Annotated in this window: 12 protein-coding genes and 1 pseudogene; 11 read left to right on the top strand and 2 right to left on the bottom strand. The window is 70.3% G+C overall.

Features of this window, described 5'->3' with window-relative positions; all coding sequences use genetic code 11:
• Positions 1-12: 12 nt before the first annotated feature.
• Positions 13-999, bottom strand: a complete 987-nt coding sequence (locus OHA91_RS39560; protein ID WP_328741239.1) for a competence protein CoiA family protein — start codon at positions 997-999, stop codon at positions 13-15.
• Positions 1,000-1,290: 291 nt separating this feature from the next.
• On the opposite strand from OHA91_RS39560, the gene OHA91_RS39555 reads away from it, so the two are divergent.
• The 5 genes from OHA91_RS39555 (at position 1,291) to OHA91_RS39535 (ending at position 4,544) form a co-directional block, all read left to right on the top strand.
• Positions 1,291-2,214, top strand: coding sequence for a hypothetical protein (locus OHA91_RS39555; RefSeq protein WP_328741238.1), 924 nt, complete (start codon positions 1,291-1,293; stop codon positions 2,212-2,214).
• The gene (locus OHA91_RS39550; RefSeq protein WP_328741237.1) at positions 2,211-2,405 is read left to right on the top strand and encodes a hypothetical protein; all 195 of its coding nucleotides are present in this window, start codon (positions 2,211-2,213) and stop codon (positions 2,403-2,405) included. Before OHA91_RS39555 ends, OHA91_RS39550 begins: the two co-directional genes overlap by 4 nt.
• Positions 2,406-2,497: 92 nt before the next feature.
• Positions 2,498-3,016 carry a hypothetical protein gene (locus tag OHA91_RS39545; RefSeq protein ID WP_328741236.1) on the top strand — a complete coding sequence of 173 codons (519 nt, stop codon included), beginning with the start codon at positions 2,498-2,500 and terminating at the stop codon, positions 3,014-3,016.
• Between the two features lie 83 nt (positions 3,017-3,099).
• A complete protein-coding gene (locus tag OHA91_RS39540; RefSeq protein ID WP_328741235.1) occupies positions 3,100-3,504 on the top strand; it encodes a hypothetical protein in 405 nt (134 codons plus the stop codon).
• Positions 3,505-3,644: 140 nt separating this feature from the next.
• Positions 3,645-4,544 carry a recombinase family protein gene (locus OHA91_RS39535; protein WP_328741234.1) on the top strand — a complete coding sequence of 300 codons (900 nt, stop codon included), beginning with the start codon at positions 3,645-3,647 and terminating at the stop codon, positions 4,542-4,544.
• 65 nt (positions 4,545-4,609) lie between these two features.
• On the opposite strand, the gene OHA91_RS39530 is transcribed toward OHA91_RS39535, so the two are convergent.
• The gene (locus tag OHA91_RS39530; protein ID WP_328741233.1) at positions 4,610-5,566 is read right to left on the bottom strand and encodes a hypothetical protein; all 957 of its coding nucleotides are present in this window, start codon (positions 5,564-5,566) and stop codon (positions 4,610-4,612) included.
• Positions 5,567-6,836: 1,270 nt separating this feature from the next.
• Between OHA91_RS39530 and OHA91_RS39525 the strand changes: the two genes are divergently transcribed.
• From OHA91_RS39525 to OHA91_RS39500, 6 genes and pseudogenes are all read left to right on the top strand, one after another.
• The gene (locus OHA91_RS39525; RefSeq protein WP_328741342.1) at positions 6,837-7,307 is read left to right on the top strand and encodes a lamin tail domain-containing protein; all 471 of its coding nucleotides are present in this window, start codon (positions 6,837-6,839) and stop codon (positions 7,305-7,307) included.
• 252 nt (positions 7,308-7,559) lie between these two features.
• Positions 7,560-7,967: pseudogene (locus OHA91_RS39520) on the top strand (HNH endonuclease); the annotation flags it as partial.
• A gap of 171 nt (positions 7,968-8,138) precedes the next feature.
• Positions 8,139-9,269 carry a tyrosine-type recombinase/integrase gene (locus OHA91_RS39515; RefSeq protein WP_328741341.1) on the top strand — a complete coding sequence of 377 codons (1,131 nt, stop codon included), beginning with the start codon at positions 8,139-8,141 and terminating at the stop codon, positions 9,267-9,269.
• Positions 9,266-9,601 (top strand): helix-turn-helix domain-containing protein, encoded by a 336-nt coding sequence (locus OHA91_RS39510; RefSeq protein WP_408059259.1) that lies wholly within the window; start codon positions 9,266-9,268, stop codon positions 9,599-9,601. The genes OHA91_RS39515 and OHA91_RS39510 overlap by 4 nt, the downstream gene beginning before the upstream one ends.
• A gap of 632 nt (positions 9,602-10,233) precedes the next feature.
• The gene (locus OHA91_RS39505) at positions 10,234-11,574 is read left to right on the top strand and encodes a hypothetical protein (protein WP_328741340.1); all 1,341 of its coding nucleotides are present in this window, start codon (positions 10,234-10,236) and stop codon (positions 11,572-11,574) included.
• Positions 11,575-11,665: 91 nt separating this feature from the next.
• Complete coding sequence (locus OHA91_RS39500) at positions 11,666-12,400, top strand: HNH endonuclease family protein (protein WP_328741339.1); 735 nt, start codon at positions 11,666-11,668, stop codon at positions 12,398-12,400.
• Positions 12,401-12,487 lie beyond the last annotated feature (87 nt).

The raw sequence follows: 12,487 nt of genomic DNA, 5'->3' as shown, positions 1-12,487 counted from the left end.
CAACCGGGGCGCTCAGCACAGGAGGTGCCGCCGGTTCTTCCCCAACAGCGGATCCAGCGGACGGCGGCACACTTCACATCGCAGGCCACCCGCCGGCACCGGTGGCAGCGGCAGAGGAGTCGGCGCACGTGCGGCCCGGTCCCGGGCCTCACGGACTGCTCGGGCGTACCGGGCCTCGCCGTCCTTCCGCTGCTTCGCCTCTTCTTCCGTCGCCTGCTGGGAGTTGAGCACTCGCTTTCGCAGATCTTCCGGCAGCACCGCACCGCCCGGTCCCAGCCCGAGCGCGGCAAGCGGCATCGTCACCCGCTCCAGTTCGTCGAGCGCACACGGCGGATGGTGCAGCCCGAACACCGACAGGTCCGGCGCCTGCCACCACTGATGTGCGCGCGCGTGCGGCACCCCCAGCGACGTCGCCGCCTCCCGCTTCGAGACGGAGTAGAACCACACCGGCAAACCCTCGTCGAGCACCACGTGCGGGAAGTGCACCCGAGGCCGCCAGAACCAGACGTCGACGACGCCCTGGCGCGCGTAGTCCCGATGCCGAGCCCGCCACCCGTCGTCGGTCATGAGCTTGCGCTGCGCCTCCAGCGCGATCTTCGTGCCGTCCCGCAGCAGCACCTCGACATCGGCCCGCCGGTCGTGATCCTCCGTCCACTGCTCCAGCCGCACACGGTCGACCCCGGGCCTCGACCAGGCCCACGCCGCCAAGAGGTGCTTGGTCGTGATGTGCCAGACCGTCTCCGGTCCGTGGCCCCCGGCCGGCGCCTGCCCGGGCGGGTGCGCGAAGTGGCGGCGGACTTTCCCGCCCAGCCGCCCCCGCGTCACCAGCGGCACCCGGGTGCCCGCCGGGGCCTCGAACCCGTGGAAGCAGTAGAAACACACCAGCTGACCCGTGCCGCCGTACCCGAGGCGCTTCCAGCGCTCCGGCGGCCCCTCGGCGATGTGCACCTCCCGACGGGTCTCCAGGTCGAACCCCACCACCAGTAAGTCGTCCTGCACGCTCCGCCCCTCCCCTTCGGCTTCCCTCGGGTTGCTGCCGTCGCCGGAGGCCGGGGAAACACGCTGCCCCACAAGATGTGCCGCACCCGTCGGTGTCCGCGGTGCGCACCTCAACCGGGTCCTCCACCCAGCGGTGGACAACTTCGGTTGCCCGCCGGTGTCCGCTCTGCTCGTGGTCGGCGAGATTGAATTTGGCGTCACGGGGCGCTCCCGAAGATTTTTTGACGCGGGGCGGCTTCCCCAGGGCCAGTGAGTGAAGCTCGACTCACACGGCTAGGAGTGCCCAACCTCATGACCGACCCCAACAACTTCGCCCCGCGTGGGCAGCGGTCTCCGTCCACCGAACTGGTCCACGTGCCCTGCCGCCTGCCGGCGCACATGAACAGGGCTGAAGTGGCTCACCTTCTGCGGGCGGAGATGGACAAGCCGAGGCGGGCCGAGGTCGCCCGCCTGCGGGACAACGTCTCCTCCCTGACGCTGCTGGCTGGAGCCACTTCGCCCCCGACCGGCAACATGCTGGTGATGTCTGCCTGGGCGCATCGACGGCTGGTCAACACGGTCAAAGCGGAGCGGCACAAGGGGCGTCCCGAGGCTCTGTTCGCCGCCCTAAACGCCCGCCGCGCAATCCTGGAGAGCCGGGCAATCGGCGACTGGAAGGCGGTGGTCACGGAGTTCGCTCGTACGTGGCTGGGCATCCGGCGCGTTACGCAGGACTGGATGGAGGCGGTCTTCACCGCTCTCATCGGCACTTGGGTAGACGAGATCGACCGCAGCTCCAGCGCCGGGCACGACGAGGAGGCCATCACGCTGCTCGGCAAGGAGTCGAAGCAGGTCCACCGCGAACTGCAGCCGCTGTGGCGGCGCAAAGCTGGTCAGCAGCGTGTTCAGTGCCTCGACCGCCCGCTCACCGGAGGCCGCTCCCTCCTCGACGTCCTGGGAACCCCTGCGACCACCGAACAGACCGCCCTTCCCTGGGAGCCGGAGTCGGCCGCTGCCGCCACGGTCTTCGGGTGGCTCAAGGCGGACGAGCAGGCGATTGTGCGGCTGTGGGCCGCGCGGGGCGAGAACAGGGCCGAGGTGTGGAAGGAAGCCGCCGTCCACATCGGCCTGGATCCCGAGAGGGGCGTGTCGGTGATGCGCAAGCTCCGGCGTCTCGGTAAGCGGTACGACCTCCGGCGGGAGTCGGCGGCCATGCACGGAGGAGCGCAGCGGTGACCAAGAAGAGGCTGATGGTGTCTGTTCCCAGCGCGCCGGCTTGCACGGCCTCCCTCAGTACCGGCTCCGTCATCGCCCTGCTGAGCACCGGGGCCGTGCCCGCCGACTCCGCACTTGGCTGGCCTCTCGTCGTGCTCGCTCTCGGCTGCATGGCCTACGACCTCGGATTCCGCGCCCTCGAGCGCCGGTAACCGGCTTCCACTGGGGCACTTCCGGAATACCTCGGTGCCACGTCAGCCCGATGCAGGACGATGGCCGGAGCCGGTTCTCACCGAGGAGGAGCATGAGCGGAGAGCACTTGATCACCGACGACGAGACGCGCAGGATTGCGGAAGGCTTCCTGTCGAACTCCCCCTGGCTCGGGGATGTCGAATGGGGACGCACTGTGATCGGTCCGGGCGCCGGCTACCTCAAAGGCTGGGGGCCTGACTTTCCGGAGAACGTCGAACTCCGGGAGGGCCAGAGGTGGTCCTGGAAGGTCTCCTTCACCGACCCCAGCGGTGAAGGAAAGGGTCTCGCCCACGAAGCGGTCCTCGAAGGGCTGAAGCGCATCGTCTACGGCGACCACACGAACCCCGACGGTTGGCGCCACATGGCCATCCAGCAGTGGTTCACCGAACCCTCAGACTCACGGCAGGCGCTCAACCTATCTGCGGCCGACCAGTCGCAGATCTGCCAACAGGCTCTCTACGGCAAGACCGTCTTCCCCACGGGAGAAGCCGAAGCGATGTTCGGTAAGAAGTTGGACTTCTTCGAGAAGCAGCGCCCCGATCAAGCGGCAACCGACTCATCTGGCGACTGAACCACGCCAGGGGAAGCCGTCGTGCCGCCGGACGTCCTGATAGTTGAGGCCGTCCGGCGGAAGCGGCTCTAGGATCAGCCGCCATGAACACAGACTGGTACGTCCAGCTTGTCCCGCCCGTCGACTTCTTCGACGGCATGATCTCCGTCGGGCGGTACCTGTCCTCGCCGACGAATACGAAGATCAACAATCCTTGGGACCTGGACCACGCTATGGAACAGGCGAAAGAACGTCTTGAGTGGGTCGAAGGCGCGATGAAGGCTCTGGAGCACGTGAGCCGCTCGGTGCGCTGGGGCTGGGAGGGCGACTTCCGCCACGAGCCGTACGTGGGTGCCCTGCCCTGGTCCGGCGCGAGCTATCCCTACCTCGTCGTGAAGCAGGAGAACAACGGCAGTTGCTACCTCGTCAGCCAGGGCTTCGCCGTGCCCATGGAGTCCGAACTCGCGGTCATGGATGTGGCGAAGGTCAGCGCGGCAGAACTCGCCTGACCGGGGCTCGCCCGGTTCTGTTTCATGAGTGGTCCCTTATGCAACACCCGTCTCGAAACTCGTTGATCAGGGAGAACTCTGTTTCATAGGTCGTTTCTTTTGAGCTGCTTCGTGAAACACATACATGAAACGATGGGGTCATGAACATCGACCCTCACAAGCTGGTGGAAGCACACGACTGTCCGATGTCCAGCTGCGGCGCCCCGGCGGGATCGCCCTGCCGCACCACAGCGGGGAAGGTGGCCGTGCAGTACCACACGGCCCGCTTCCGGCTCGTGCCGAGCCTCAAGGCGGAGCTGAGCATCCCGACGCCCGCCGTCCGCAGGCCGGGGGCAAAGTGGGAGGAGCTCCCACGCCCCGCCGCCACGGCCGCGAGCGGGCCGAACGGGCATGTCCGTATCGCGTACGCCCGGGCCTCGACTGCCCGCCAGTCGCTGGACACCCAGCTCGACGCGTTCTCCGAGGCCGGGATCACCCGGGTGTTCTCCGAGAAGATCAGCACCCGCGTGAAGGACCGCCCGGAGCTGGAGAAGGCCATCACCCTCGCGTGCGAGCTCCGCGTCGCCGGGGTCCGCGTCACCCTCGTCATCCATGAGCACAAGCGGCTCGGCCGCGGGCACGACCTGGTGACACTGGCCGTGCGGCTACGGGAGCACGACGTAGAGCTGGAGTTCTTGACCGGCGAGCTGCAGGGCTCCCACGATCCGCACGGCCCGGTGTTTGCGGTGTTGGCCGCGCTGTCCGGCATGGAGCGCGAGTACATCCGGGAGAAGACGTTGGACGGCCAGGAGTCGGCCCGTCGGCGGGGCAAGGCGATCGGCGGTGCGAAGGTGTCCGACCCCACGATGCTCGCCATGGCCCTGCATCTGCGGGACGCCGAGAAGCTGAGCCTGCGGGAGATCGCTCCTCGGCTCGTCATCACCAGGGGTAAGAAGAAGGGGCAGCACCCCAGTCCGGCGACCGTCCTGCGGATGCTCCGGGACCACGACGACCAGATGGCCGCCGATGCCGAGATGTCGACGCAGCCGACCGTGCCGTAGGCCGGCCTCCAGGCCGCGTCAGCCCCTGTTGGGTCCAATGGCCCCAACAGGGGCTCACGTGTGGTTCAGACGATCGGGTTCGTCTTTGTCACCCACGGGTCGGGGTGGGACTCCCATGCGGGTGGCCGTGGCGGAGCGCAGCCTTCGGAGCAGAACTGCGGGGGGACGGGCCAGACGTTCAGACCGCGGGTCAGCGCGTTTCCGCAGACGACGCATGAGTCATCGACCGATGAGCGGATGCGGTAGCCCTCCTTGTTCGCCACCGTGGTCAGGCGCAGTCCCTCGCGGTCGATGCCGTGACGCACAGCCATGGCCTCCTCGTCGCAGCGGTGCACGTCATCGATCAGTTCCGCGTCCGTGAAGCAGTAGCGGATGAGTGCGGCCGCGACCTTCGTGGAGGCCCCTTGGCCGACTGCGGCCCGGACAAGGTAGTCGCCCTGCGGCCCCGCCTGTGCCTCCCCCGGGCGGTCCTCGAAGGCATCACGGACGTCGTCGCCCCATTTCTCGGCCATGTCGATCAGCTTCTCCGGTGGGCACTCAGGAAGGTGGCCGGTGCAGTACGGGATGCGGAAGTCGTCGATCGGCCGGCGGGGGCAGCCGGAGCCCTGGCACAGCTCGTAGAGCAGGTCCTGGTTCAGCACCAGTCGGAAGCGACGGCCGGCGCAGGACACGATCGCTTCCGCAAGGGGGTCGTTGGACTCCACGTGCACGTCCCCCCGCAGTTCCAGGCCGGACAGTGCGCCGGCGAGCGCCAGGACCGTGCCGCAGGGGACGGGCCCGCCGAGCAGGGCGGACTCGAACATCACGGGGCCGGGGAAGGAGCCGTCGTCCTCGGGGTCGTTGTACCCCCAGTCGACGTGGACCTCCGGCAACGTGGAGCACTCGGCCAGGAGACTGCGGAACGGGAAGGCCTTCGGCGGTCCGTCGGTGGTGGCTTCGCGGAGCAGTGCGGTGTACTTCCCGCCTGTCTTGCGCTGAGCCGCGCGTGCGCGCTGCGCAGCGGTGTTCTGGTTGCGGGGCACGAGTGTTCTCCGGATCCGGCAGGCCTGCCCACGTCGCCCGCCGACGGAAGACATCGTTACGGACTTCGCGGGCCCCAGAGGTCCTTGGCCGATCGCTGACCCCGACGACGTGGGCGTCGGAGTCTGCGGCGGTTGGCGTGCGCGTCCAGCCGTCCGCACCGTAGCGCAGCCGAGCGGGAGAGGCAGCCTGCAGCCCGAATCTCACCCGGCGGGGTGGCGGAAGGTCCCGCGAGGCCGGGCAAGGGCAGCGTCGAGGAGATCACCTGTCGACCGGCTTCGGTGTACCGCGCCCGCAGGTGGCTCGGGTGGTCGAGTCTCTCCGGACGTGAACCGGGGCCCGAGTCAAGGACTACGGCAGGACCGGTGGGTGCTGGGGGCCTTCGCCAGCCCCCAGACCCCCGCTCTGGTCGGTATCGACCGGCGCGGGCAGGTCTCGCTGTGGTGCACCGCCGTTCGCGCCGGACGACACCGCCCACCCCTCCCCGTGGCCCGGGCCGCCCGACGGTTGCCCTGCAGCTTGCTCCCCGAGGCCGCCGACTCCTGCCGCGACCAAGGCCTGCTACGCCACTTCGGGCAGGAACAGGAGCAAGAGGTCGAGGTCGCCGAGCCCGCAGCCGCGGACCGGCCCTCGCAGCTGCCGAAGCCCATCCGTGCACGGTGGCGAGGCTCCGTTCTGGTCGCCGTGGTCAGCGCCTACCGCGCCGTCGACCACGGAGGCGTCTTCCGCCGCCCGCTCCGGTTTCAGTGGCTGCGCCTAAATGTGGGTGCGGCGGACGTGCCGCGATTCGGCGAAGGTCCCGCCGAGTTGACCGCCGCCGGTACGCACCACCCCGCCGAGCAGGATCGCGTCCCGTCCCGCCCTTTCCCCGGCCGTCACCGGCCCGCATGGAGGCGCGAGTGTGTGCGAATTCCAGCAGCGCGTGCGAAGAATCCCGCAGAACGGCTGTTACTTGATCCGCTGATCCGGCCGGGTGAGGCGGCGAAGGAGTGCGCCTGGTGGTGCGCCGGAGCACGGGAACCGGAGTTGCGGCTTCCGGTGCGGATGGGTGTAGCAGTCAGTGAATGTCAGGGTCACGTTCGGGCGAAAAGAGTGCAGTGTCCAGTCGACTGTGACGGATATGTCCGTGTCCGGTAACCGGCGTCGGCGGGGGATGCGGCGGGGGCCGTGTCGGGTCGAGAGTGTGGCCCTCGGCTCAACCGGGCCGACACCCAAAGGCCTCCACCGACCTGTTTCGGCTGGTGGAGCGCTGTTCTTGAGGGAGCGCCACCCATGTCTTCTGCTTCTTCCTCCGTACGCCGTATCGCCGCCACCGTCCTGGCGGCCGGGGCGATCGTCTCGGCCGCCGCACTGCCGGCGGCCGCGCATGACGGCGACCGCCACCACCAGCAGCGGCCGCGGGTGGAGATCAGCCGGGTCCAGGCCGACAGCCCCGGACGCGACGACCGCTCCAACCGCTCCCTGAACGCCGAGTGGGTGGAGATCCGCAACACCACCCGCAACCCGATCAACCTCCGCGGCTGGACGCTGCGCGACGGCGACGGCAACCGCTACCGCTTCGACAACGTCCGCATCGGCGGCCGCGACACCATCCGTATCCACACCGGCAACGGCCGCGACACCCGCACCGACCTCTTCCAGGACCGCCGCGACTACGTCTGGGACAACCGCTCCGACACCGCCACCCTCCGCGACGACCGCGGCCGCACCGTCGACACCGAAACCTGGGGCCGCCACCGCTAACCCCCTGCCGCGCGCAGGCCGGGCACCCATGCCGGAGAGCCTGCGCGACATGACCCACCACCCGTAGCCGGACCAGGCGGTCACCGCCGCTGACCGGCCGCGAGCACGGGCCGTCGCCCCGACCGGGCGGCGGCCCGCACTGCTGCACTGCGGGTATGCAGTGGCGTTTCGCCGGTGAACTGCCGTGCGCGGGCGGGTGAACCGGTCCGCAGGGCCTGTCGCTGACGTCGAGCGGGCCGGTAGAACCGGCCCATGATGATCATGAAGCGGTCCGCTGCTGCGGCAGCCGCTGCCCTCGCAATGACTCTTTCCCTCCCGGCCGCCGCCCAGGCGAGCGGACCCCCGGCCGCTCCGGCCGCAGTTGTGCCGCAGGTCTTGCCGATCGGGGTGGCCGTCTCCGCGCTCCCGCTCGCGGTGGAGGACCGGACCGGCTACCAGCGCACCTCCTTCCGGCACTGGAACGCCGGCGACGTTCCGGCCGACGGCTGCAACACCCGCGCCGAGGTCCTCCTGGCCGAGGCGATCGTGTACCCGGAGATCGGCCCGGGCTGCACCCTGACGGGCGGCGTGTGGTGGTCGTACTACGACGAGCGGGAGGTCACCCCAGCCGGTGCGCTCGACATCGACCACATGGTTCCGCTCGCCGAGGCCTGGGATTCCAAGTAGGCGGAGTTGCAGCAGCTGCATCATTCCGCTGTGTCCGGTGACGCTCCCGGTCCTGGTCGAGAAGGTGTGCTCTGTCGCTCGTTCCGGTGACGATGCGGCCTTCGGCCTCGGGCGATTCCGCTTCGACGCCACGATGTTGCACCGGATGCAACCGTGGGAGAAGGCGTGGATGGGGTCGATGTTCCGGGCGTGGTGCGCCTGGTGGTGCCGGGCAACGTCCGGGCGCTGGATCCGGCGCCGGCGATGTTCGAGGCGATGCTGACCGGGTGGGCACGGCAGCAGCAGAGCCGTCTCCTGGCGGGGAAGACGATCGCGGATCGGGTGAGTCTGGTGCGCCGGTTCGCTGCGTTCAACGGGACGTACCCATGGGACTGGACTGCGGAGGACGTCGAGGCCTACTTCTCCGCGCAGGTGTCCGGCGGGTCCCCGTTGGCCCATTCCACCGTGCGCGGCCAGCAGAGCGACCTGCGCATGTTCTGCGTGTTCGTCACCGATGCCCGCTACGGGTGGGCGGCCGCGTGCCTGGATGAGTTCGGCCGGGCCCCGGTGCAGGTGTGTCACGACTGGAACACCGCCGAGCACGTCGCGGAGTTCGAGGGCCGGCCCGGGCGGCGGGCGCTGACCTACGACGAGCTCCAGGCCTTCTTCGATGCGGCCGACGCGCGTGTGGAGGACATCCGGCGGCGGGGCCGCAAGGGGGTGCTGTCGGCGTGGCGGGACGCGGTGCTGCTGAAGGCTGTCTACGCCTACGGGACCCGTAGGCGCGAGAGCGCGATGCTGGACCTGCACGATCTGCGGCACAACCCGCGGGCGAAGTCGTACGGCCGGTTCGGCGCGCTTGAGGTCCGCTACGGGAAGGCCTCGCGGGGCAGCCCGCCCAAACGCCGCACGGTCCTGACCGTCCCGGAGATGGACTGGGTCGTACCGCTTCTGGAGGAGTGGACGGTCGAGGTCCGGCCCCGGTTCGAAGTGGGCGGGCACCCCGCGCTGTGGGTGACCGAACGCTGCGGCCGAATCAGCCTGCGGCGCCTGGACGAAGTCTTCTCGCTGGTCCGGAGCCTGGCCGCGCTGCCGGCAGAGCTCGAACTGCACTGCCTGCGGCACACCTACATCACGCACCTGATCGAGTTCGGGTACCCGGAGCGCTTCGTGCAGGACCAGGTCGGCCACCAGTACGCGTCGACGACGGCTCTGTACACGTGGGTGGGGGACGAGTACCGCAACCGTCTGCTGGAGGACTCGCTGCGACGGCGAGCGGAGCGCGCTGCTGCGCGGAAGGGGAGCAGTGCACGGTGATGAAGCGGATGGGGTTCCGATGGAATCTGCGGCGTCTGATGGCTGCTCGGGACATGTTCCAGACCACCGACCTGGTGCCGAAGCTGGCCGAGTACGGGATTCATCTCTCCCGCGAGCAGGTGTACCGGCTGGTGACGCAGGAGCCGCAGCGTCTGTCAATGGACACACTGGCCGCGCTGTGCGGGATCCTGCAGTGCACGCCGGCCGATCTGATCGAGGTGGTCGAGGTCCGCACGCAGGTCGTCAAGCCGGCCGCGTCCGGCGAGACGCTGACCCGCGCGGCCGCGCCGCCTGCGCGGCGGACGCAGATCCGCCGCCCCGAGGGCCTGTGACCGCCGGACCCCAGGTCCCGCAGACCTGGCACGAACTGGCCGGCATGCTCACCGCGTTCCTCCCGGATCTCCGACGCGAGGCCGCCGCGGGGATGGTGGCCGCCATGACTCCCTCCGCCCGTGGACGGGTCCGCGCGCACCTCGCTGAGCATCCCGACGCCCTCGTCAGCGGTTCCTCCCTCGCGCCGCCCGCCGTGCAAAGCCTGATCGCCGAGCTGCAGGGACGCGGTGTCGAGGGCGTCAGGGTTCCGGCCTGCCTCCGCTGCGGACGGATCCGCCGGCTGCGCAGCCTGGTGCCCGGCGGCCGGGTGTGCCGCGGCTGTGAGGGAGCCCTCGCAGCCCAATCCAACGTTGGTACCTGCACCAGCTGTTCACGGACCAGGCCCCGGCCGGTCGGTGACACGTGTACACCCTGCCGCCAGCAGGCTCGGACCCCGACGCGTTGCTGCACCGGCTGCGGCCGGCCCAGTCACTCGGACTTCTGCTCCACCTGCCGGCCCCGTCCGCTCGCCCCCTGTGCCGTGTGCGGGAAGAGCTCGCCGGTCTGTGCCCGCTGGCCGCTCGGCCCGGTCTGCAAAACCTGCTACGCGCTGGCCCGCCGCGAGCCCGGCCGGTGTCCCTCCTGCTCGACGGTGAAGGTCCTGATCGCCCGCGTCGACGGGCAGCGGGCCTGTGGTCCCTGCGCCGGACACCCGGACCCGTACGTGTGCCCCCGCTGTGCAGGCCCCAGCAGCCCCGTCACCGGGGACGCGTGCGACCGCTGCGCGGTCGAGGACCGTCTGGAGGCCCTCTTCCACGACCTTGCCCCCGAAGCGGCCGTCCAGCTCCTCCCCCTGCGTACGGCCCTGGTCGCGGCCGAGCACCCGCGGACCGTTCTGGTCTGGCTGCGGAACTCGGCGTCGGCCCGGATGTTGAGCAGGATCGCGGCCTCTGGCCGGCTGCCCACCCACGCCGACCTCGACACGATCGCCGCCTCCGACCGCGGGGCCGCGCAGTGCGCGGACCACCTGCGCGCGGTGCTGGTCGCCTTCGGCACACTGCCCGCCCGTGATGAGCACCTGGCAGCCATCGAACGCCACCTCACCCGCACCCTGGTCCGGCATTCCCAGTACACGGAGCTCCTGAAGCCGTACGTCCGCTGGTCGGTGCTGCCCCGTGCCCGCCGCCGCGCCGCCCGCGCGGCCAGTACGGGCGGCCGTGCCCGGTGGGCGTACACCCGCGTCAACTGCGCCGTCGCGTTTCTGACCCATCTCGCGAGTTTGGGCCTGGGCTTGTCCGACGCCACGCAGCAGCACGTCGACCGGTGGCTCGCCACAGGCCCCAGCACCCGCTACGAGCTGCGGGACTTCCTCGTGTGGACCGCCCGGCACGGCCGCAGCCGGGAGCTGCTGGTCCCGCACCGGGGCAAGGCCGAACCGGAGGGCCTCGACGCGGACGTCCACTGGGATCTGCTGCAGCGCTGTCTCCACGACGAATTCCTGCCCCTCGACGTACGGGCGGCCGGCGCTCTTCTCCTGCTGTTCGGCCAGCACCTCACCCGCATCGTCACCCTCACCACCGGGCACCTCGGAACACGCGACGGCCATCCCACCCTCCGCCTCGACGACACCCCCATGCGCCTTCCCCTCCCGCTCGCGGCCGTTCTGACGCAGCTGGCCGCCGAGCCCCGCCGCGGCTGGAAGGGGAACAGGCCCGGCCCGTGGCTCTTCCCCGGCGTCCGGCCGGGCACGCACCAGTCCACCGGGCCGCTCGCCCGCGCCCTGGCCGAACACGGCATCCCGGTCCGCCCGGCCCGCGCGACCGCCCTGGTCCAGCTCGCCCAGGACATGCCACCCGCGGTCCTGGCCCCGCTCCTCGGCCTCCACGTCATCACCGCTCTGCAGTGGCGGCACAGGGCCGGCGCCGACTGGACCGCCTACCTCCAGGCGCGCACCCGGGCTCTGGCATCCGGGCGGCCCGCTCCGGGGCCGTGATCGTTTCTCCGGTGAATTCGGCCACCCAGCCGGGTGAGTCGTCCCGACTCCACCTTCCCCGGCCGACCCGGACCCGGCTACAACCCGGAACATGATCAAGAACCTGATGCGGCACGGCCTGCCCGCGCTCGCTTTCACAGCCCTGCCCCTCCTCGCACCCGCAGTCCCGGCCACCGCCGCCGCGACGGCGAAGGAAGGATCGGCCGTCACCGAGACCGCGGTCGGCCCTGCTGGCGCCGCCGCGGTGCGTGCGCCTGTGCCGCTGTTCGAGGCCATCGACCGGCTCCCGGTCGCGGAGGAGCACCGGGCTGGCTACAGGCGGGACTTGTACAAGCACTGGAACAGGGGCCTGAACTCGGGGGACGGCTGTGACACCCGCAAGGAGGTGATCCTGGCGGAGGCGGTGGGGGCGCCGCAGGTCGCGGCCGGCTGCAAGCTTACGGACGGAAGCTGGCGCAGCGCCTACGACGGCGTGATGGTCATCGACGCGGCCCGGCTCGACGTCGACCACTTCGTGCCGCTCGCCGAGGTCTACGACTCCGAGCGGACGCCTTGGAGCGCGGCCCGGCGGGAGGCGTACGCGAACGACCAGACGTCGCCTGACACGCTGATCGCGGTCTCCGCTGCCTCGAACCGTTCGAAGGCGGACAAGGACCCCGCGGAGTGGCTGCCCTCGGAGGGTTCCTACCACTGCACCTATGCGGCCACTTGGGTAGGGACGAAGCTCCGATGGGACCTGGCCGTCGACGACTCCGAGCGCCAGGCCCTCCTCGGACTTGCCGAGGACTGCTCGACCACCACCGTGGTCTACGAGCCCGCCCCGTAATCCGGAGCGGCAACATCACGACGGAGGCGGGGCCGCCCACGAGCATGCGTTCCTACCCCGCCTCTCCATCTCGGGCCGCGTCCTGCC

The organism is Streptomyces erythrochromogenes (genome assembly GCF_036170895.1).
In the GTDB taxonomy this organism is placed as follows: Bacteria; Actinomycetota; Actinomycetes; order Streptomycetales; family Streptomycetaceae; genus Streptomyces; species Streptomyces erythrochromogenes.
This window is presented reverse-complemented; position numbering and strand designations above follow the sequence as displayed.

Coding starts and splice junctions, on each gene's coding strand:
- OHA91_RS39555 (WP_328741238.1), top strand. CDS start 1,291: ATGACCGACCCCAACAACTTCGCCCCGCGTGGGCAGCGGTCTCCGTCC.
- OHA91_RS39545 (WP_328741236.1), top strand. CDS start 2,498: ATGAGCGGAGAGCACTTGATCACCGACGACGAGACGCGCAGGATTGCG.
- OHA91_RS39540 (WP_328741235.1), top strand. CDS start 3,100: ATGAACACAGACTGGTACGTCCAGCTTGTCCCGCCCGTCGACTTCTTC.
- OHA91_RS39535 (WP_328741234.1), top strand. CDS start 3,645: ATGAACATCGACCCTCACAAGCTGGTGGAAGCACACGACTGTCCGATG.
- OHA91_RS39525 (WP_328741342.1), top strand. CDS start 6,837: ATGTCTTCTGCTTCTTCCTCCGTACGCCGTATCGCCGCCACCGTCCTG.
- OHA91_RS39500 (WP_328741339.1), top strand. CDS start 11,666: ATGATCAAGAACCTGATGCGGCACGGCCTGCCCGCGCTCGCTTTCACA.